The organism is Polaromonas sp. P4_H1 (assembly GCF_056400945.1).
The window spans coordinates 1-19194 of sequence record NZ_JBFUKG010000001.1 but is presented as its reverse complement, the minus strand read 5'-3'; the positions used below and the strand labels follow the sequence as shown (position 1 = coordinate 19194).

Below are 19194 nucleotides of genomic sequence, written 5' to 3'. Positions count from 1 at the left end.
GAAATGACTGTTGATCTTCGCAGTGACACTGTCACTCAGCCCACCCCCGCCATGCGCGCAGCCATGCAGGCCGCGCCGCTGGGCGACGATGTGTTTGGCGACGACCCCAGCGTCAATGCGCTGCAGGAAAAAATTGCCGGCATGCTGGGCTTTGAAGCCGCGCTGTTCGTGCCCACCGGCACGCAAAGCAACCTCTGCGCGATTTTGAGCCACTGCCAGCGCGGCGACGAGTACCTCGTCGGCCAGATGGCGCACTGCTACCGCTGGGAAGGTGGCGGGGCCGCGGTGTTTGGCAGCGTGCAGCCACAGCCGCTGAACCACCAGCCCGACGGTACGCTGGCGCTGGCTGACATCGAAGCCGCCATCAAGCCCGACGACCCGCATTTTGCGCGTACCCGCCTGCTGGCACTGGAAAACACGCTGGGCGGCAAGCTGTTGCCTTTTGACTATCTGCAGCAGGCCACCGGGCTGGCGGAAAAGCACGGCCTGGCCCGTCACCTGGACGGCGCACGGCTGTTTAACGCCGCCGTGGCGCAAGCCGCGCTGACCGGCAGCGACGCCCAAACTGAAGCGCGCCGCATCGCGCGGTGTTTTGACAGCGTGTCGGTGTGTTTCAGCAAGGGGCTGGGTGCGCCCGTGGGCTCGGCGCTGTGCGGCTCGCGGGATTTCATTGCGCGGGCCCACCGCATCCGGAAGATGGCGGGGGGCGGCATGCGCCAGGCGGGTGTGCTGGCTTCGGCTGCATCGCATGCGCTGGACCACCACATCGAGCGGCTCGCGCAGGACCACGCGCTGGCGAAGCGCCTGGCCGATGGCTTGACTGGCATTGAGGGCTTGCAGGTGGAAGCGCCCGAGACCAATATCCTGTTTGTGGACTTGACCGGCGCGGCGCGGGACAAATCTGCAGCCCTGCTCAAGCACCTGCTTGATCACGGCATTCAGGCGACGGGCCTGTACCGGCTGCGCTTTGTCACGCATCTCGATGTAGACGCGGCAGGGGTGGACCGCGCGGTGGCGGCCATCCGTCAGTTTTTCAACGCATAAGGACGCTTTGCCATGCCTGACTTTCAGCACCTGTTGTTGTTCATCGCGGCCGGCTGGCTGCTGAACCTGACGCCGGGGCCCGATGTACTCTACATCGTGACGAATTCGCTGCGCTCCGGTGCCCGCGTGGGCGTGGTGGCCGGACTCGGCATCACGGCCGGCTGCTTCGTCCATATCTTCGCAGCGGCCCTGGGCGTGAGCGCGCTGCTCGCGACTTCGGCCACCGCGTTCACTGTGCTCAAGTACATCGGGGCGGCTTACCTGCTGTGGATGGGCATCAAGATTTTGCTGGCCAAGGCACCGCAGGCCGCGCCGGACTTGATCGCTGCGGCCGCCGCTGAGAAACCGCTCAGCCTGAAAGCGATTTTCCGGGGCGGCTTTCTGACCAACGTACTCAACCCCAAAGTGGCGATTTTCTTCCTGGCCTTTGTGCCGCAGTTCATTGCGCCGGATGCTGACAACAAGGCCCTGGCCTTTGTGCTGCTGGGCTTGCTGTTCAACCTCAACGCCATCCCGGTCAATTCGGGCTGGGCCCTGGCCGCCGCCTGGATGGCCCGGCGCGATGCCGTGCAGCGCGGCATGCACTGGCTGGACCGGGTCGCTGCCTGCATGTTCATCGGCTTTGGCCTGAAGCTGGCTTTGTCCGACAATCCGAGCAAGTAAGGAGACCCTCATGCCGCACACCCACAAAATCACCCCGCAGGAAGCCCTGCAACGCACCATCGAGCACCGCGAGATCTTTCACGACGAGATGCTGCACATCATGCGGCTGATCATGAGCGGCGAGATGTCGCCGGTCATGATGGCGGCGCTGATCACCGGCCTGCGCGTCAAGAAGGAAACCATCGGTGAGATCACGGCCGCCGCGCAGGTGATGCGCGAGTTTTCGACCAAGGTCAATGTGGCCGACAAGACCCATCTGGTGGACATCGTCGGCACGGGTGGCGACGGCTCGCACACCTTCAACATCTCGACCTGTTCCATGTTTGTGGCGGCGGCGGCGGGCGCCAAGGTCAGCAAGCACGGCGGGCGCAGCGTCAGCAGCAAGTCGGGCAGTGCCGATGTCATGGAATCCCTGGGCATCAATATCAACCTGTCGCCCGAAGCGATTGCCCGCTGCATTGAAGAAGCCGGCGTGGGTTTCATGTTTGCTCCCAACCACCACCCGGCCATGAAAAACGTCGCGCCCATCCGCAAGGAGCTGGGCGTGCGCACCATTTTCAACATCCTCGGGCCGCTCACCAACCCGGCCAGCGCCCCGAACATCCTGATGGGCGTGTTCCACCCCGACCTGGTGGGCATCCAGATCCGTGCGCTGCAGCGCCTGGGCGCCGAGCATGCGCTGGTGGTGTATGGCAAGGACGGCATGGACGAGGTCAGCCTGGGTGCCGCCACCATCGTGGGGGAGCTGAAAAACGGCGAGATCACCGAATACGAAATCCACCCCGAGGACTTCGGCATGACCATGGCCAGCAACCGCGCGCTGCGCGTCGAAACGCCGGAGCAGTCCAAAGCCATGCTGCTGGGCGTGCTGGACAACCAGCCGGGCGCGGCGCGCGACATTGTCATTCTCAACGCCGGGGCAGCGCTGTACGCGGCCAATGTGGCTTCCTCGATGCAGGAAGGCATCGTCAAGGCGCGTGCCGCCATCGAATCTGGCGCGGCCAAAGCCAAACTGGCGCAGCTGGTGGCGGCAAGCAACCGCGGTGCATAAGCCTCAGTAACGCAGTAAGTTAGCCGCGCGCCGTCACACGGGCATCACCCGGCGCAAAGTACACACCCACGGCGGCCCCGGGTTCGGGGGCGGCCAGCAAGGCATCGCTAAACACCAGCAACTCGCCAAGCGGCGTGGCCACCAGGCTTTCGATGCGGCTGCCCAGGTAGGCCTGGCGCAGCAGGGTGCCCCGGAGCACGCCGTCGGCGACCGCGCCCAGGCGGATGCGGTGCGGCCGTATCGCCAGGGCCACCGGGCCGTCTGGTATGTCTGCCGGAGGCAGCACGGGCACTTCAACATTCTCCGCACGAAAAACCCGCTGGCCGCCTGCGCTGGTCAGTTCCCCATCGATCAGGTTGGCGTCGCCAATGAAGTCCGCCACAAAACGTGTGGCCGGTGATTCATACAGCTCGCGCGGGCTGCCGATGGTGATGATGCGGCCTTTTTCCATCACCACAATCCGGTCGGACACGGCCAGCGCTTCTTCCTGGTCGTGGGTGACATAGACCACGGTCAGGTTCAGGTTCTGCTGCAAATCGCGGATGTCCTGGCGCACCTTGCGGCGCAGCTTCGCGTCCAGGTTGGACAGCGGTTCGTCGAACATCAGCACGGCCGGCTCCAGCACCAGTGAGCGGGCCACCGCCACGCGCTGCTGCTGCCCGCCGGAAAGCTCCGATGACAGCCGTGCGCCCAGGTCGGCGATGCCCAGCAGCTCCATTTTGGCCAGCGCCAGCTCAATCGCATGCGTCTTCTTCATGCCCGAGGCCAGCAGGCCGTAGCACACGTTTTCCAGCGAACTCATGTGCGGGAACAGCGCATACGACTGAAACACCAGGCTGACATCGCGCTGGTTGGCCGAGCTGCCGGTGACGTTGCGTCCATTGATGCGGATGGTGCCTTCCGAAGGGAGCTCCAGTCCGGCAATCAGGCGCAGCAGCGTGGTCTTGCCGCAGCCCGACGGCCCCAGCAAGGTCACGAGCTCGCCTTTGGCAATGGTCAGGTCCAGCGGGTGCAGGGCCACGACCTTGCCAAAACGCTTGACGACCTGCTTGAACTCCACCGCGGTGGATGACTGGGCCATGGTTGTTGTTCCTGTAACTGGGGCCTGCGCCCCTTTAAGCGTTAACACTCAAGCTGCTATCAGCGGCCGCCGACCCAGTTCGGCGCTGCCCACGAAACGCTGGATCATCAGCACACAGGCCAGCATGATGGCCATCAGCACCGACGAGTAGGCGATGGCCAGCGCGTATTCCCCGATCTCCACGCGGCCCGCAATATAGACGGTTGCCATGTTGTGTCTGGCCGTCGCCAGAAAAATCACCGCGCTGACCGCCGTGATGGCATGGGTAAAGCTGAACACCAGGCTGGCGATGATGGCCGGACGCAACAAGGGCAGGATGACGCGCAAAAACGTGCGCGAGGTACTGGCACGCAGGGTGGCCGATGCCTCGTCCAGCGAGCGGTCCAGCTGCGACAGGGCCGCCACCGTGGCCCGCACACCGACGGGCATGTTGCGAAAGGTCAGGCACAGCACGATGATGGCAAAGGTGCCGGTGAACTCCAGCGGGGGGACGTTGAAGGCCACGATGTAGGCCACGCCAATCACTGTGCCCGGCACGGCAAAATTCACCATCGTGAGGAATTCAAAGGTGCGCCTGCCCTTGAACGCATGGCGGCTCACCACATAGCCGGCCAGAACGCCCAGCGCCGTGGTCACCGGCGCGGCCACGGCCGCCACGCCCAGCGTGGTGAACAGGCTGTCCCACGCAGAACCCGTAAAGACCAGGCCGCGCACGCCCCAGTCGATGCCAAAGCCGGTCGCAAAGTGCGCGAGCGAGGGCGTGAGGTCAAAGCGGCCAATGTCTTTCACCACTCCGCCCAGCAAAATAATGCCGTAGCAAACCACGGTGAGCACAGTCCAGGGCAGCACCAGCGCAATCGCGCCCCATTTCACACCTGTGGGCAGCGCCGCAGGAAAACCGCTGTCACCTTTGCCACCTACCGAGGTGTAGGACGCGTTGCCGAGCCAGCGCTGCTGCAGCGCGAACACGGCCACGGTCAGCAGCAGCAGCGTGAGCGCCAGAATCGCCGCGCGTGAGGCATCGTGCTGCGCGCCGGCGATGGCAAAGAAAATCTTGGTGGACAACACTTCGAAGTTGCCCGACAGCACCAGTGGGTTGGCGAAGTCCGCCAGGCTTTCGACAAAGCCGAGCAGGAAGGCGTTGGCAATCGCCGGGCGCACCAGCGGCCAGGTCACGGTGCGAAACACATGCCAGCGCGAGCCGCGCAGCACCTGCCCGGCTTCTTCCAGCGTCGGGCTCACCAGCCGCAGCGCTCCGCTGATGAGCAAAAAAGCCAGCGGCGTAAAACAGATCACCTGCGCCAGCAGCACACCCGGCAGCCCGTAGATCCAGCGTGAGCGTGGTACATCGAACCAGTCGCTCAGCAGTTGCGTGGCGATGCCGGTGCGGCCAAACAGGATGATGATGGCCAGGCCAATGACAAAAGGCGGCGTGACGACCGGCAGGATGGACAGCACGCGCAGCCCGGCTTGAAAGCGGCGCCCGCCGCGCTCGGCCAGCAAGGCCAGCGCAAAGCCGAAAAAAGTGCTGCCGAGCCCGGCCAGAATCGCCAGCACCATCGAGTTGATGGCCACACCGCAGCGCACATTGCCGGCGATGCAGCCCGCCCCCCACACGTCGTCGCTGAAGAACCGCGCCATTGCGTTCTGCACCACCCACTGCCCTTTGTTGTCGATGAAGGCTGCCAGCAGCATGCGGCCGATGGGGTACACCACAAAAATGAGCAGCAGCAGCGAGACCACGCAGACGGTGGCCGAGATGGTGGAGTCGCTCTTGAAGGCACCGGCCCGCGTGGCAACCCAGCTGGCCAGGCCGGCCAGCAGGCAGCCTACGGCCACATAGCCGGAGGCCAGGGTCCAGGGCATCAACAGAATGGCGGTACCGGTGGCGAGCACGGCCAGCAGCCAGCCATAGGGGTCGGCAAAAGTTTTCGGTTTTGCCGCAGGGGGGAGAACGAGGGTGTTCAAGGGCAGCGTTTCATGGGGGCATCAATCATTGCGATGGATTGACCGGGTTTATTTAGGCAAGGCCCCGACTTCCTTGTCCCATTTGGTCAGCAGGCGTGAGCGTTCGGCCGACGCGCCGTACTTGGCAAAGTTGTAGTCGATCAGTTTGATGTCCGTCAGCTTGGGCGCCTGGGGCGGCAAGGCCGCATTTTTGTGGGACGGCACCTGGTAGGAGTGGGCCGCGCCGCCAATTGCCTGGGCTTCCGGTGTCAGTGCCCAGTCGTACCACTTCTTGGCGTTTTCCATGTTTTTGGCGCCCTTGATGATGCTCATGCTGCCGATTTCGTAGCCGGTGCCTTCGCACGGTGCCACCACCTTCACCGGCGCGCCGGCCACGGCATTGGTCACCGCGTCATGCAGAAAGGTGATGCCGACGATGCTCTCGCCGGTGGCGGCGGCACGCGCTGGTGCGGCGCCCGACTTGGTGTACTGGTTGATGTTGCGGTGCAAGGCTTTCATGTAGTCAAAAGCTTTGTCTTCGCCCATGATTTGCACCAGCGTGGCCAGCATGGTGTAAGACGTTCCCGAGGAATTGGGATTGGCTACCTGCACCTCGCCCTTGAATTCGGGCTTGATCAGGTCGGCCCAGCACTTGGGCTCGGGCAGTTTGCGTTTGGCCAGCTCGACGGTGTTGAAGCTGTAGCCGAGCGCACCGGCGTAAACGCCCACGGTGCGGTATTTGGCGGCTTCGGCCTGGCGCACGGCCCAGGGGTGCAGGTCGGCCAGCTTGGGCGAACGGTAGGCTTCGGTCAGGCCTTCTTCTGCCGCCTGCAGGTGCGGGTCACCGGTGCCGCCCCACCAGATGTCGCCGCGCGGGTTGGCGGCTTCGGCCTTGATCTGGGCATAGGTTTCGCCGGAGCTCTTGCGTGTCATGGACACCTTGATGCCGGAGGCCTTCTCGAAGGCTGCGACCATGGGCCGGCACCACTCTTCCTGCACATTGCAATACACCACCAGTTCGTCCGCCGCATGGGCGCCTGGGGTGGTGAAAAAGCCGACGGCCATCGCAGCCAGTGCCAATGATTTTAATCCGGAAGTTTTCATGGTTTTGCCTCTTTATCGTTCGAAGGGACACGTCTGTCACCCACACCAGGTGATGAACGCAGGTTAACAAGCATCACTTCAAGTCGATGCCCGTTAAAACGCTTAGTTCGGCCGCCAGCCGCTGGTTGGTGGCCAGTACCGGATTGCCCTGGCTCAGCGCCTCCGGCGTCCAGAAGTCATTGACGCGGCCACCGGCTTCTTCGACCAGCAGCAGGCCGGCGGCCACGTCCCAGGCATTGATGTGCGCCTCGGCATAGGCCTCGCTGCGCCCCGCCGCCACATAGGCCAGGCCCAGGGCGCCGGAGCCGGCCCGGCGCACCGAGCAACCGGCTTCCATGCCGCGCAGAACCAGTGCCAGGTAGGGCGCGGCGGGCAGCCGGGCTGACCAGCCAATTTCCATCGTGGCGGCCGGCAGTTCCGCCAGCTCGCTCACATGCATGCGTTCGCCGTTGCACCATGCGCCCTGGCCGCGCTGGGCGATGAACAGCTCATCGTGCATGGGTTCATAAATCGCACCGGCTTCAAGCCGCCCCTCGACCAGCAGGCCCAGGGAAATGCAGAAGTGCGGAATTTGGCGCGCGAAATTCGCCGTGCCATCGATCGGGTCAACAATCCAGAGCCGCTGGGCGTTCACTGCGCCGCCATCTTCTTCGCCGAGCACAGCATCGCCGGGAAAGCGCCGCTCGATTTCGGCGCGTACAAAACGCTCGACCGCCCCGTCGGTCACGGTCAGGTAGTCCTGCCGGCCTTTGAGCGAGTAGGCGGGTTTGTCGGGGTCGTTGAAGGCGTCGCGCATCATGCTGCCGGCGGCACGGGCAATTTCTTCAATGGCTTGGGTCAGTGTGTTCATGGCTAGTGGTTCAAAGGTTTATTTCGCCAGCATCCATTCGTGCGCCGGGTCGTTTTTGAACACCCAGAGGCGGTGCGGGCCGGCCATCACGTTGAGGTAATAAAGATCGTAGCCATGGGGTGCCACCACCGGGTGGTAGCCGCGCGGCACCATCACCACGTCATGGTTTTCCACGGCGCAGGCCTCGTCCAGGCTGCGGTCGTCGGTGTACACCCGCTGAAACGCAAAACCCTGCGGCGGGTTGAGCCGGTGGTAATAGGTTTCTTCCAGTTGAGTTTCGGTGGGCGGCGTCTCGCTGTCATGTTTGTGCGGCGGGTAACTCGATGAGTGCCCGGCCGGGGTGATGACTTCCACCACCAGCAGATGGTCGGCGGTCGGGTCGTCGTGCGGCAGGATGTCGCAGATGTAGCGGGTGTTGCTGCCGGTGCCGCGCACACTGCGCCGCATGCCGGCCGGATCGATCACGCGGACTTGACGGGCAGCAGGCCCTTGATCGGCCTGGGCGCCGACTGGCGCGGTACACAGGGCAATTTCGGCATCGCGCACGGCCCGCACAGTAACGGACTGCCCGCCAGGCACATAAACGGCTGCGGGGGAGATCTGGTCAAACACGCTGTCGCGCGTGCCCAGATGGCTGAAGGTTTGCGCCTGCACCGTTACATCGACAGTGCCCGTCAGCACCACCAGGCATAACTCGCGCGCGCCCGTGGTCAGCGTTTCGGTTTCGCCGGCTTTCAGGCGCAGCGCCCGAAAGCCGACATAGGTCCAGCCCGCGCATTCCGGCGTGATGTTCACAATCTCGCGGCCCTGGGCGGCGGCTTTGACAAGAAGGGGGCTGACCATCTCAGGCCCCTCGCGCCAGGTTGAGGCGGTCCACGATGGCGCGCAGTGTCTGGTAGCCCTTTTGGGCGTAGGCGTAGCTGGGCGCGACGGCCGGGTCCTGCTCGGCCTCAACCACCAGCCAGCCCTGGTAGCCTGCCTGATGCAGGGTGGACAGCAGGGCGTCGTAATCGATCACGCCGTCTCCCGGCACCGTGAACGTGCCATAAAGCACCCCGCTCAGGAAGCTCCAGCCGTCGTTGCGCGCCTGCGCGATGACCTCGGGGCGCACGTCCTTGCAATGCACATGCACCACACGCGCCACGTGTTTCTTCAGCAGTTCGTTGGGGTCGGTGGCGCCCCCGAAATAGGCATGACCGGTGTCGTACAACAGGCCCACCTTGTCCGCATCGGTCAGCGCCATCAGGCGGTCCACGTCGTCGGGCGACTCCACGTAGGCACCCATGTGGTGGTGGTAGGCCAGCGTGATGCCATACGTGGCTTGCAGGTGCGCACCAAAGGCATTGAGGCGCGCGGCGTAAGCCTTCCACAGCGCTTCACTGGCAAAACGCGGCCGCCTGGCCAGCGGGGTGTCCATGTCGCCCTGGATGGTGCCGGCGCATTCGCCGTACACCACCACCCGGGCGTTGTTGTACTGCAGCTTGGCCATGTGGGCCTGGCAACGCTGGATCTCGGCGGCCAGCGTGTCCTCGGCCAGAAAACCGCTGTACCAGCCCGACACGCAGGCCAGGCCGAACGCGTCCAGCTTGGCCTTCAGTGCGGCCCCCTCCTGGGGGAACTTGTTGCCCAGCTCGAAACCTTCGTAGCCAATCTCCCTGCCCTCGGCCAGCGCGGTTTCCAGCGGGGTCTCACCGCCCAGCGAAGGCAGGTCGTCGTTCATCCAGCTCAAGGGGTTGATACCGATGCGTACATTCCAGTTCATGGGGCAGGTCCTGGTTGCTCAGTCATGATCAGGGGCGTTGGTCTTTTTTGGCCACCAGGTAGCGGGTGTGTGCGGCCAGCACCTCGGGCCGTTCGGAGATCTCGGGGATCGCCACCTCCCACCAGCAGCCACCATCGTCGGTGGTTCGCGTGTGCGTGGTGTCGATCACGATGACCTGGGTGCTGAGGGCGGCACGCGCCTCTGTCATGGCGGTTTTGAGCGCCGCCAGGTTGGCCACATGCACAGCGCTTGCGCCCAGGCTGCGCGCGTGCAGGGCGAAGTCGATGGCGGGTGCTGCGGCGCCTTGGGCGCCGCAATCGGCCAGCAGGTTGTTGAAGCCGGCGCCGCCCGATGCGGCCTGCAGGCGCTGGATGCAACCGTAACCGCGGTTGTCCAGCACCACGATGATGAGTTTGCAGCCCAGCATGACGGAGGTGGCGATTTCGGAGTTCAGCATCAGGTAGGAGCCGTCGCCTACCATCACGATGACCTCTTGCTGCGGCCTTGCCATCTTCACGCCCAGCCCGCCGGCGATCTCGTAGCCCATGCAGGAGTAGCCGTATTCCACGTGGTAGTTGCCCGGTTGCGCGGCACGCCACAGCTTGTGCAGCTCGGCCGGCAGGGTGCCTGCCGCGCAGACCACGATGTCATGCTGGTCGCTGTCGGCTGCCGAATCGCGCACCGCGCCGATCACGTCAGCGTCATAGGGCAGCGCGCCGGTTTTTTCGGGGTCAGGGTCTGCCGTCGTCAGCGCGGTGACGCGCTCACGCCATTGCTGCGCCAGTGCGGTGGCGCGCTGGGTCCAGGCGGCTTGGGCCCGCCAATCGGCCAGGGTGGCGGACAACTGATGCAAACCGGTGCGGGCATCGACCAGCAGCGCCGTGCCATGCCATTTGCCGGCATCCAGGCCCTGCACATTCAGGTTCAGTAGCCTGGCGTTCGCAAACAGGCTGTGCGAGCCGGTGGTGAAATCCTGCAGCCGCGTGCCAATGGCCAGCACCACATCCGCCTGGCTGGCCAGCGCATTGGCGGCGGGCGAGCCGGTCACGCCAATGGCGCCAAGGTTTAAGGGGTGGTCCCACGCAAGGCTGCTTTTGCCGGCTTGTGTTTCGGCCACCGGAATGCCGTGCGCCTGGGCGAAGTCGCGCAGTGCGTCCCAAGCCTGGCTGTAGAGCACGCCGCCACCGGCCACGATCATCGGCTGCCGGGCATTGCGCAGCAGCGCGCCGGCCTGTGCCAGCTCATGCGCATCGGCGGGCGGGCGGCGTACCTGGATGACGGCGGGCCGCAGGAAATCCTCGGGGCAATCGAAGGCGTGGGTTTGCACGTCCTGCGGCAAGGCCAGGCACACCGGACCGCAAGCGGCAGGGTCGGTCATGACCTGGATGGCGCGTGGCAGGGCGGTGAGAATCTGCTCGGCCCGCGTGATGCGGTCGAAATACCGGGTCACGGGCCGAAACGCATCGTTCACGCTCACGTCGCCTTGCTGGAAGTCCTCCAGCTGCTGCAGCACCGGGTCAGGCGCGCGGGAAGCGAAGGTGTCGCCCGGCAGCAGCAGCACGGGCAGGCGGTTCACATGGGCCAGGGCCGCCGCGGTCAGCAAATTGGTGGCACCCGGGCCGATGGAGGTGGTGACCGCCATGATGCGCTGGCGAAACTGTGCCTTGCTGTAGGCAATGGCCGCATGGGCCATGGCCTGCTCGTTGTGCGCGCGGTGGGTGGGCAGTGTTGCCCTCTCGGCCCACAGCGCTTCGCCCAGGCCGGCCACATTGCCATGCCCGAAGATGGAAAAAACACCACCGCAGTAGGGCTGCAGCGTGCCATCGTCCTTTCTGATCTGGAGCGCGGCCAGGTGCTTGATGAGCGCCTGCGCCATGGTGAGGCGTTGGGTTTTCATGAGGTTGTTGCCTGTGCCGGGGCGCTGCGGGCGCGCCACGCATCCACCAGCTGCCCGAAATTCCCGGCCACCTCGTCGACCAGGGCGGCATCGTCAAGGCTGTTTTGCAACCAGCGCAGTGAGGCCGAGGCCCACAGAGACCTGCCCACCATAAAACCCTTGACGACCGGGTGCGTGGCCTGGCGAAAGCTCTCGACCAGTTCGTGCAGCGGCTGGTTCAGGCCCAAAATGACGGCGCCGCGGCATTGCGGGTCGCGCGCGGCAATCAGGCTTGCCAACGCAGACCAGCCGGTTTCACGCATCGCCGCCAGTTTCCACCATTCAGGCCGGATGCCCAGGTTGTACAGGCGCCGGATGGCGCGCAGCACCACCGCGTCTTCGGCGCCGGCCTGTGTCAGCGCGCCCGGGCAGAGGATTTCGAGCAGCAGTTCGTGGCCGCTTTCGCGTGTCGCTTCCCACAACTCGCGCAGCTTGAGCTCCTGCTCCAGCCGCAACTCGTGCGCATCGTCGGGGTGGTAATGCACCAGGCATTTCACCACCTGCTCGGACGGCCAGTGGTGCAGGACGCTGCCGATGGACCAGGTGCCGTCAAACCGCAAGGGCCGTGACCCAGGCAACTCGACCGGACGGCCGACCCACCAGCCACGGCCGGTGGCGCTGGCCAGTGCGTCGGCCCCGTAGCTGCCGCCATCGATCAGCACGCCGCCCTGGCCTTGCAGCTGGCGGCTGTCCGCGCCCTTGTCAAAGGCCTGAACCAGCAGTTTCTTGAGCACGGGAATGCGCGCCTCGCTGGCCCCGGCCGCGCGGGCCATGTCGAAAAACTGGCTGCGATGGTCAAATGCCATGACGTTGAGTTCGCGCCAGTCGGCGCGGGCCGCTGTGGTCCGGTGCAGGTGCGCCAATTGCATATCGGCATCCACCCTGGGCTTGCGGCTGCCGCTGAACCAGTGCTGCAGCTCGGCCGGGGTCGGCATGGCGGGCGCGCAGGCGTGGCGCGACACCACGATGGCGCCACAGGCATTGGCCAGACGGGCCGCTTCCTCGAAGCCCTGGCCGCGCAAAAGGCCGGTCATCAGGCCGGCGGCGAAGGCATCGCCTGCGCCCAGCACATTCATCACCTCGATGCGTTCGCCCTGTACGGTGAGCGCGCCACTGATATGAGAAGGCACCTCGGCCGGAATAAAACAGCATCCGGCGGCGCCCAGCTTGACGACCAAGGCGGCGGCGGTGACGGCCCGCACGGCCCGCAAGGAAGCCAGCAGATCATCGGGGACACCGCCGGCGATCAGAAACTCTTCCTCGGTGCCGATCAGCACATCGAAGGCCGGCAACAGCGCCTGCAACTGGGCCGTGACGCCGGCGTCGGCCACAAAGCGCGTGGCGCCCTCGCCGCGCGCGGTCAGCCCCCACAATACCGGCCGGTAGTCAATGTCCAGCACCCGCAGCACGCCGTGTTTTTGGGCAAAACCCAGTGCGGTGGTCGAGGCGGCACGTACCGCCGGCGCGCTCAGATGGGTGCCGGTGATCAGCAGGGCGCGGCACTGGGCGATGAACGGCTCGTCGATGGCCGCCGCGTCCAGTGCCATGTCGGCGCAGTTTTCACGGTAGAACAACAGTGGAAACGTGTCGCGGTCTTTCAGGCCCAGCAAGACCAGGCCGGTCAGGCGCTGCGGGTCGATCTGGACTTGCGAGATGTCGCAGCCCTCCCGCTGCAGCGTCTCCGTCAAAAACCGTCCCATCTGCTCGTTACCCACACGCGAGATCATGGCGGCGCGCAAACCCAGGCGCGCCACGCCAAAAGCGATGTTGGCGGAGCTGCCGCCCAGGTATTTGGCAAAACTGGAAACATCCTCCAGGCGAGCCCCCACTTGCTGCGCGTACAGGTCAACCGCCAGCCGCCCCAGGCAGACCAAATCGTAGCGGCGACCTTCAGGTGCAATGAGCGTGTTCATGACCGGCGCGGCGTGGATGTTGCATGGTTGCGCTCGATTCTAGGAGTCGGAGAATAAATTGCATTGGTAGAAACTATTAGAATATATTTTCCATTTTGCTTTCCTGACGATTCTCGTCATTCCCCATGAACAAGCCTGTTGCCGCATCCAGTCCGTCGACTCCCCTGGCACCGCAAGACAGCGCGGATCAGTTGCTCAAGCGCGTCACCGCTGAATTTGAAACATTAAGTCGGCAGCTCAAGCTGATCGCGCGCCACATCGAGCAGCATCGCGACCACATCGGCCTGGAACGCATTCAGGACGTGGCACGGCGCTGCGGCGTCCAGCCTTCCGCCGTCATCCGGTTTGCCAAACATTTCGGCTTTTCGGGCTACACCGAAATGCAAAAGATTTTTCGTGACGGCATCGTCAAACAGATTGCGCCGAACCGCGACTACCAGGGCCGCATCCGCAGCCTGATCGAGGCCGCCCAGGGTCAGTTGTCCAGCGCTGACATTGCGCACGAGTTCATTGGCGGCAGCATTGCGGGGATGCAGGCGCTCCAGCGCGACCTGCACAGCACCGTGTTTGATGAGGCGGTGGCCTTGCTGGCGGACACGCCCACGATCTGGGTTGTCGGCACGCGCCGCTCTTTCCCGGTGGCCTCCTACCTGACCTATGCGCTGCAGCACGCCGACAAACGCGTGGAGTTGCTGTCCGGGCTGGGCGGCATGAACGAGGGGCAGATGCGCGGCCTTGCACCGGGCGACGTGATGATTGTCGTGAGTTTTGCGCCTTATGCCGAAGAGTCGCTGCAATGTGCTCGTGTCGCGGTGGCGCGCGGCGCGCGGCTGATCGCGATCACGGACAGCCAGATGAGCCCGGCGGCGGCCCTGGCCGCTGCCACCTTGGTGGTGCACGAAAGCAGCACCTTTGGTTTTCGCTCCCTCACCAATACGATGTGCCTGGCGCAAAGTCTGTTTATTGCGCTGGCGTACCGGGCCGAACTGCTTTATGCGCCGTCGGACGCCGCCACGGCGGCAGACAGATAAGCCATGCTACGGGCGAGGCGCTGTTCAATATCCGCTGCCGTCGTGATGCCGGCCGCGAACGGTTCAAACGACGCATAAGCGCGGTAACCGGCCCCCAGCAGCGTGCGCAGCTGGGCGATGTTGCCCAGACGGTCGGCCGGGCCTGGCAGCACCCGGTGCTCGTCGCGCATCCGGGACACGTCGAGCGAGCGGTCTTCCACGCCAGAGAGGTGGATCAGCCCGGTCACCTCGGGAAAGTACAGTTCTTCACCTGCAAGGTGGTGGTGAAACGTGTCGTGCACCAGCGCAAAAGTGTTGTCGCCGCCGACTTCCCGGATCGCGCGTACGGCTTGTGACTTGCGGCGCAGGGCACATTCCTCGAAGCCGAGCGGTTCCACCAGACCGGTGAGGCCATGGTTTGACAGCAGGGGCTGCAGTTTGCGCAGCGCATGCACCAGATCGGCATGGCGTTGCTCTGCGCTGCGCAGGTCGTTTCGGCTGTTGGTCGGGCATAACACCAGCGCCTGGGCACCAGAGTCGACCGCGTAACGCATCAACGCCAGGGCCTGCGCCTCGCGGGCGTCGTCGTATTGCTCGAAACGCTGCAAGGCGTTGATCGAGAGTATGGTGAGCCCGTGGGCCGAGGCCGCCGCGGCGATTTCGTGTGCCGGTGTCTCATCGGCCAGCTCAATGTCGGGCAGGTCGTTGCGAATTTCAATGGCCTGCACGCCCAGGCGTTGCACCATCGCCGCAAAAGCGGCAAAGGGTAGCGCCCTGGCACTGATGCGGTTGACGGCGAGCTGGAGTTTCTGGGTCATGGGCTGCGCGTTGGACAAGACGATGCCAAGTGAAAGAACGGGACTCAGGCCGGTTTCTCGAAATAAAACTTTCAATATCAAATGTAGTGGAATTTTGTTTCCAAAATTTGACGGCGCCAGTATAGTTCAGCCATGAAAAATGTCGCCATTTTTGGTGCCGGCCGAATCGGCCGCATCCACTCGTCCAACCTGGCCGCGTTGCCGGGTGTCCGACTCAAGTATGTCTGTGACCCGATGGGCGCAGCTGCTGCCGAACTGGCGCAGCAACATGGCGCGCAAGTGGCCACCCCTGACGCGGTGTTCGCCGACCCGTCCATCGACGTGGTGGCCATCGCTTCCTCCACCGACACCCACAGCGACCTGATCACCCGCGCCGCCCAGGCCGGCAAACACATCTTCTGCGAAAAACCGGTAGATCTGTCGGTGGCCCGTGCACAGGCTTGCGCCGATGCCGTGCAGGCGGCGGGCGTGGCCTGCATGATTGGTTTTCAGCGCCGCTTCGACCCCACCTTTAATGAGGCACGCAGCCGCATGGACCGGGGCGACATCGGCAATCCGGAGATGCTGGTCGTCACCAGCCGCGACCCCGGCGCGCCGCCGGCCAACTACCTGAAGGCCTCGGGCGGGATTTTTCGGGACATGCTGATTCACGATTTCGACATCTTTCGCTGGATACTGTGCGCTGATGGCGACGAGGCCGACACCCTGCATGCCACAGGTTCCTGCCTGATCGACCCAGAAATTGCCCTCATCGGCGACATCGACTGCGCGGCCGTCACCATCCGCACCCAAAAAGGCCGCCTGGCACAGATCAACACCTCGCGCCGCGCTGCTTACGGCTACGACCAGCGCTTTGAAGTGCTGGGCTCCACCGGCATGCTGCAGTGCGGCAACCACAGGCCCAGTGAGGTCGTGCAATCGGATGCCCATGGCGTGCGGTCCGACACCCCTGAAAACTTCTTCCTGCAACGCTACCGCGAGGCCTATCGACTGGAACTGGTGCATTTTTTTGAGTGCCTGCAATCCGGCGCCGCGTTTCGCACCACGGTGGCTGATGGCGTGGCGGCGCAAAAACTTGCCGATGCGGCGGCCCAGTCCCTGCGCAGCGGGCAAGTGGTTCGCATGGGCTGAGCCTGGCCCCGGCACCGACGCCGGTGCGCATCTGCAACAATAAGCCAATGTCTGACATCCTGAACCAAATCATTGCCGTCAAGCGCGAAGAAATCGCGGAAGCCATCAAACGCAAGCCGCTGGCCGTGATGCGTGAAGACGCCGAATCGCGTGTGCTCACGCGGGACTTTGTCGGCGCGCTGCGCGCCAAAATCTCGGCGGGCAAGCCGGCGGTGATTGCCGAAGTCAAAAAGGCCAGCCCGTCCAAGGGCGTGCTGCGGGCCGACTTCATTCCGGCCGACATTGCGCAAAGCTATGCGGAGCATGGCGCGGCCTGCCTGTCCGTGCTCACCGACCGGCAGTTTTTCCAGGGCAGTGTGGACTACCTGAAACAGGCCCGGGCCTCGTGCGCCCTGCCGGTGCTGCGCAAGGACTTCATGGTCGACGCCTACCAGGTGTATGAGGCGCGTGTGATGGGGGCCGATTGCATTTTGCTGATTGCCGCCTGCCTGGACGACGCGCAGATGAAGGCGCTGGAGGCGCTGGCCTTCTCGCTGGACATGGCGGTGCTGGTCGAAGTGCACGACGAGGCCGAGCTGGAGCGGGCGCTGAAGCTCAGGACGCCGCTGATCGGCATCAACAACCGCAACCTCAAGACCTTTGAGGTCTCGCTGGACACGACCCTGGGCCTGCTTGGCAAAGTGCCGGCAGACCGCCTGCTGGTCACGGAATCCGGCATTTCCACCCCGGCCGACGTCAAGCGCCTGCGTGAGGCCAAGGTCAACGCCTTCCTGGTCGGTGAGGCTTTCATGCGGGCAGACGACCCGGGTGTCGCCCTGGCGCAGCTTTTTGGCGAGGAATAGTTCCGGCCATGAACGACCTGTTCCTGGACAGTGCGTCAGCCGCGGGCGCGGCGGACCACCTGACCAGCGCAGACCCGTCGGCCTGGCCGGTAGCGCCCGGTTGGGTGGCTGTCACGGCAGAATTTTTTTCCAGCCCGACCGGCCAGAAACTGCTGGATTTTCTGCGTGGCCGGCTGGCGGACGGCGCCGTGATCTTCCCCCCCCGGCCACTGCGCGCGCTGGAACTCACTTCGCCGGAGCAGGTGCGCGTGGTCATCCTCGGCCAGGATCCCTATCACGGCCGCGGCCAGGCGGAAGGGTTGGCCTTTTCAGTGGCGCCAGGCGTGCCCCTGCCACCGTCATTACGCAATATCTTCAAGGAGCTGCAGCGCGACTTGGGCACGCCACCGCCAGCGTTTCCGGTGCCCGGCGGCAGCCTGGTGCGTTGGGCGACTGACGGCGTGCTGCTGCTCAACACCTGCCTGACGGTCGAGGAGGGCTTGCCGGCCAGCCATGCCGGGCGCGGCTGGGAGGTCTTGACGGATGCGGTGATCCGGCAGGTTTCGCAGGGCGACCATCCGGTGGTGTTCATGCTGTGGGGGGCGCATGCCCAAAGCAAGCGTGCGCTGATCGACGTCGACCGGCACAAGGTGCTGGTGGCCAACCACCCGTCACCGTTGTCGGCGCTGCGGCCGCCCCTGCCTTTTATCGGCTGCGGGCATTTTTCGCAGGCGCGCGAGTGGCGGGACAAGAGCCAGCAGTCCTGAAAACCGCCCGGCCGGCTACGGCCACTCGCGGATGGGGTTTTATAAGTTAGTGCACACTGTCTGTTGGACGTTCTGACCTTCGTCAACCTGCATCGCCGTGGTCGTTTGAGGGAGCGTGGGCGCTGTTGGCCCGCGACCTGCAGGCGCTTGCGAAGGTGGGGCGGTCTATGCTTTTTAAAGGTTTTTGCAGTCACCCGGCATTCCCGATGACATAAAACCGTGGCATAATCCGAGGTTCGCTTAATGGATGGGTGCCCGAGTGGCTAAAGGGGGCAGACTGTAAATCTGTTGGCTAACGCCTACGCTGGTTCGAATCCAGCCTCATCCACCAGATTTTTGTTGATTTTGGGTAAGCGGCCGATGCAGGGCGGTGCTGTAAAGCAGGCTTTGTGTTGTGGAATTTGTTGCAAGTTGCTTGAGTTGTTGAGTGCGAGTCGATTTGGCAGAGCTGCGCGGGAGTAGTTCAATGGTAGAACCCTAGCCTTCCAAGCTAATGACGCGGGTTCGATTCCCGTCTCCCGCTCCATAAAGCTTTTTATGGTTCTGCAGGTCGGTTTTGCGGCAAGTTGTAGCAAGTTGCAGTGATGGATGGATTGAATTCAGCCCTTTTGGCTCAGTGGTAGAGCACTCCCTTGGTAAGGGAGAGGTCGCGGGTCCGATTCCCGCAAAGGGCACCACATTTTTGAGCTGGCGCGGCGCGCTGTGTGCTGTTGCCGGTCGTAGTAGTAACTGGTTTTGTAACTTTTCGGAGTTGAAAATGGCAAAAGGCAAATTTGAGCGGACCAAGCCGCACGTCAACGTCGGCACGATTGGCCACGTGGACCATGGCAAGACGACCCTGACGGCGGCGATCACGACCGTGCTGGCATCCAAGTTCGGCGGCGAAGCCAAAGGTTACGACCAGATTGACGCGGCCCCCGAAGAAAAGGCCCGCGGCATCACCATCAACACCGCCCACGTCGAGTACGAGACGGCCAACCGCCACTACGCCCACGTCGACTGCCCCGGCCACGCCGACTACGTCAAAAACATGATCACCGGCGCGGCCCAGATGGACGGCGCCATTCTCGTTTGTTCGGCCGCTGACGGCCCCATGCCCCAGACCCGCGAGCACATCCTGCTGGCCCGCCAGGTCGGCGTGCCTTACATCATCGTGTTCCTGAACAAGTGCGACATGGTCGACGACGCCGAGCTGCTCGAACTCGTCGAAATGGAAGTGCGCGAGCTGCTCGACAAGTACGATTTCCCCGGCGACAAGACCCCCATCATCCACGGCTCCGCCAAGCTCGCCATGGA

The 19194-nt window shown here is 64.2% G+C and carries 17 protein-coding genes and 3 tRNA genes; 11 read left to right on the top strand and 9 right to left on the bottom strand.

Annotated features, from left to right (window positions below):
* The first annotated feature begins 3 nt into the window (after positions 1–3).
* From ltaE to trpD, 3 genes are read left to right on the top strand one after another with little or no spacing between them, the layout of a single operon-like run.
* Positions 4–1044, top strand: a complete 1041-nt coding sequence (gene ltaE / locus AC1DS5_RS00100) for a low-specificity L-threonine aldolase (protein WP_477716213.1) — start codon at positions 4–6, stop codon at positions 1042–1044.
* 12 nt (positions 1045–1056) lie between these two features.
* Positions 1057–1707 carry a LysE family translocator gene (locus AC1DS5_RS00095; RefSeq protein WP_477716212.1) on the top strand — a complete coding sequence of 217 codons (651 nt, stop codon included), beginning with the start codon at positions 1057–1059 and terminating at the stop codon, positions 1705–1707.
* A 10-nt stretch (positions 1708–1717) separates the two neighbouring features.
* Positions 1718–2758 (top strand): anthranilate phosphoribosyltransferase, encoded by a 1041-nt coding sequence (gene trpD, locus AC1DS5_RS00090; RefSeq protein WP_477716211.1) that lies wholly within the window; start codon positions 1718–1720, stop codon positions 2756–2758.
* Positions 2759–2777: 19 nt separating this feature from the next.
* On the opposite strand, the gene AC1DS5_RS00085 is transcribed toward trpD, so the two are convergent.
* The 8 genes from AC1DS5_RS00085 to AC1DS5_RS00050 all read right to left on the bottom strand — a co-directional run bounded on the left by AC1DS5_RS00085 (position 2778) and on the right by AC1DS5_RS00050 (position 13351).
* Positions 2778–3839: an ABC transporter ATP-binding protein gene (locus AC1DS5_RS00085; RefSeq protein WP_477716210.1), complete on the bottom strand. Its 1062-nt coding sequence runs from the start codon at positions 3837–3839 to the stop codon at positions 2778–2780.
* A 48-nt stretch (positions 3840–3887) separates the two neighbouring features.
* Positions 3888–5807 carry an ABC transporter permease gene (locus AC1DS5_RS00080; RefSeq protein WP_477716209.1) on the bottom strand — a complete coding sequence of 640 codons (1920 nt, stop codon included), beginning with the start codon at positions 5805–5807 and terminating at the stop codon, positions 3888–3890.
* A gap of 48 nt (positions 5808–5855) precedes the next feature.
* Positions 5856–6890 (bottom strand): ABC transporter substrate-binding protein, encoded by a 1035-nt coding sequence (locus AC1DS5_RS00075; protein ID WP_477716208.1) that lies wholly within the window; start codon positions 6888–6890, stop codon positions 5856–5858.
* A gap of 73 nt (positions 6891–6963) precedes the next feature.
* Positions 6964–7740: an inositol monophosphatase family protein gene (locus tag AC1DS5_RS00070; RefSeq protein ID WP_477716207.1), complete on the bottom strand. Its 777-nt coding sequence runs from the start codon at positions 7738–7740 to the stop codon at positions 6964–6966.
* A gap of 18 nt (positions 7741–7758) precedes the next feature.
* Entirely contained in the window at positions 7759–8583 is an 825-nt protein-coding gene (gene iolB, locus AC1DS5_RS00065; RefSeq protein ID WP_477716206.1) for a 5-deoxy-glucuronate isomerase, read from the bottom strand.
* Position 8584: 1 nt separating this feature from the next.
* The gene (gene iolE / locus AC1DS5_RS00060) at positions 8585–9502 is read right to left on the bottom strand and encodes a myo-inosose-2 dehydratase (RefSeq protein ID WP_477716205.1); all 918 of its coding nucleotides are present in this window, start codon (positions 9500–9502) and stop codon (positions 8585–8587) included.
* A gap of 28 nt (positions 9503–9530) precedes the next feature.
* Positions 9531–11399, bottom strand: a complete 1869-nt coding sequence (iolD, locus tag AC1DS5_RS00055) for a 3D-(3,5/4)-trihydroxycyclohexane-1,2-dione acylhydrolase (decyclizing) (protein WP_477716204.1) — start codon at positions 11397–11399, stop codon at positions 9531–9533.
* Positions 11396–13351 carry a bifunctional 5-dehydro-2-deoxygluconokinase/5-dehydro-2-deoxyphosphogluconate aldolase gene (locus AC1DS5_RS00050; protein ID WP_477716203.1) on the bottom strand — a complete coding sequence of 652 codons (1956 nt, stop codon included), beginning with the start codon at positions 13349–13351 and terminating at the stop codon, positions 11396–11398. Before AC1DS5_RS00050 ends, iolD begins: the two co-directional genes overlap by 4 nt.
* Before the next feature lie 125 nt (positions 13352–13476).
* Between AC1DS5_RS00050 and AC1DS5_RS00045 the strand changes: the two genes are divergently transcribed.
* Entirely contained in the window at positions 13477–14382 is a 906-nt protein-coding gene (locus tag AC1DS5_RS00045) for a MurR/RpiR family transcriptional regulator (RefSeq protein ID WP_477716202.1), read from the top strand.
* Here AC1DS5_RS00045 and AC1DS5_RS00040 read toward each other — a convergent pair.
* On the bottom strand, positions 14343–15179 hold the full coding sequence (locus AC1DS5_RS00040) for a TIM barrel protein (protein ID WP_477716201.1): 837 nt from the start codon (positions 15177–15179) through the stop codon (positions 14343–14345). The genes AC1DS5_RS00045 and AC1DS5_RS00040 overlap by 40 nt on opposite strands.
* A 132-nt stretch (positions 15180–15311) precedes the next feature.
* On the opposite strand from AC1DS5_RS00040, the gene iolG reads away from it, so the two are divergent.
* The 7 genes from iolG to AC1DS5_RS00005 all read left to right on the top strand — a co-directional run.
* Positions 15312–16310, top strand: a complete 999-nt coding sequence (gene iolG / locus AC1DS5_RS00035) for an inositol 2-dehydrogenase (protein ID WP_477716200.1) — start codon at positions 15312–15314, stop codon at positions 16308–16310.
* Between the two features lie 47 nt (positions 16311–16357).
* Positions 16358–17152 carry an indole-3-glycerol phosphate synthase TrpC gene (gene trpC, locus AC1DS5_RS00030; RefSeq protein ID WP_477716199.1) on the top strand — a complete coding sequence of 265 codons (795 nt, stop codon included), beginning with the start codon at positions 16358–16360 and terminating at the stop codon, positions 17150–17152.
* A gap of 8 nt (positions 17153–17160) precedes the next feature.
* Positions 17161–17898, top strand: coding sequence for a uracil-DNA glycosylase (locus AC1DS5_RS00025; protein ID WP_477716198.1), 738 nt, complete (start codon positions 17161–17163; stop codon positions 17896–17898).
* A gap of 245 nt (positions 17899–18143) precedes the next feature.
* Positions 18144–18229 (top strand) — tRNA-Tyr (locus AC1DS5_RS00020).
* A 121-nt stretch (positions 18230–18350) separates the two neighbouring features.
* Positions 18351–18424 (top strand) — tRNA-Gly (locus AC1DS5_RS00015).
* Positions 18425–18500: 76 nt separating this feature from the next.
* Positions 18501–18575, top strand: a tRNA-Thr gene (locus AC1DS5_RS00010).
* An 80-nt stretch (positions 18576–18655) separates the two neighbouring features.
* On the top strand, positions 18656–19194 hold a 539-nt coding region (locus AC1DS5_RS00005; protein WP_477716197.1), incomplete at its 3' end, for a GTP-binding protein.

What these genes read in the sequence shown, in the direction of transcription:
- ltaE (WP_477716213.1), top strand. Translation starts at nt 4, where the DNA reads ATGACTGTTGATCTTCGCAGTGACACTGTCACTCAGCCCACCCCCGCC.
- AC1DS5_RS00095 (WP_477716212.1), top strand. Translation starts at nt 1,057, where the DNA reads ATGCCTGACTTTCAGCACCTGTTGTTGTTCATCGCGGCCGGCTGGCTG.
- trpD (WP_477716211.1), top strand. Translation starts at nt 1,718, where the DNA reads ATGCCGCACACCCACAAAATCACCCCGCAGGAAGCCCTGCAACGCACC.
- AC1DS5_RS00085 (WP_477716210.1), bottom strand. Translation starts at nt 3,839, where the DNA reads ATGGCCCAGTCATCCACCGCGGTGGAGTTCAAGCAGGTCGTCAAGCGT.
- AC1DS5_RS00075 (WP_477716208.1), bottom strand. Translation starts at nt 6,890, where the DNA reads ATGAAAACTTCCGGATTAAAATCATTGGCACTGGCTGCGATGGCCGTC.
- AC1DS5_RS00070 (WP_477716207.1), bottom strand. Translation starts at nt 7,740, where the DNA reads ATGAACACACTGACCCAAGCCATTGAAGAAATTGCCCGTGCCGCCGGC.
- iolB (WP_477716206.1), bottom strand. Translation starts at nt 8,583, where the DNA reads ATGGTCAGCCCCCTTCTTGTCAAAGCCGCCGCCCAGGGCCGCGAGATT.
- iolE (WP_477716205.1), bottom strand. Translation starts at nt 9,502, where the DNA reads ATGAACTGGAATGTACGCATCGGTATCAACCCCTTGAGCTGGATGAAC.
- iolD (WP_477716204.1), bottom strand. Translation starts at nt 11,399, where the DNA reads ATGAAAACCCAACGCCTCACCATGGCGCAGGCGCTCATCAAGCACCTG.
- AC1DS5_RS00050 (WP_477716203.1), bottom strand. Translation starts at nt 13,351, where the DNA reads ATGAACACGCTCATTGCACCTGAAGGTCGCCGCTACGATTTGGTCTGC.
- AC1DS5_RS00045 (WP_477716202.1), top strand. Translation starts at nt 13,477, where the DNA reads ATGAACAAGCCTGTTGCCGCATCCAGTCCGTCGACTCCCCTGGCACCG.
- AC1DS5_RS00040 (WP_477716201.1), bottom strand. Translation starts at nt 15,179, where the DNA reads ATGACCCAGAAACTCCAGCTCGCCGTCAACCGCATCAGTGCCAGGGCG.
- iolG (WP_477716200.1), top strand. Translation starts at nt 15,312, where the DNA reads ATGAAAAATGTCGCCATTTTTGGTGCCGGCCGAATCGGCCGCATCCAC.
- trpC (WP_477716199.1), top strand. Translation starts at nt 16,358, where the DNA reads ATGTCTGACATCCTGAACCAAATCATTGCCGTCAAGCGCGAAGAAATC.
- AC1DS5_RS00025 (WP_477716198.1), top strand. Translation starts at nt 17,161, where the DNA reads ATGAACGACCTGTTCCTGGACAGTGCGTCAGCCGCGGGCGCGGCGGAC.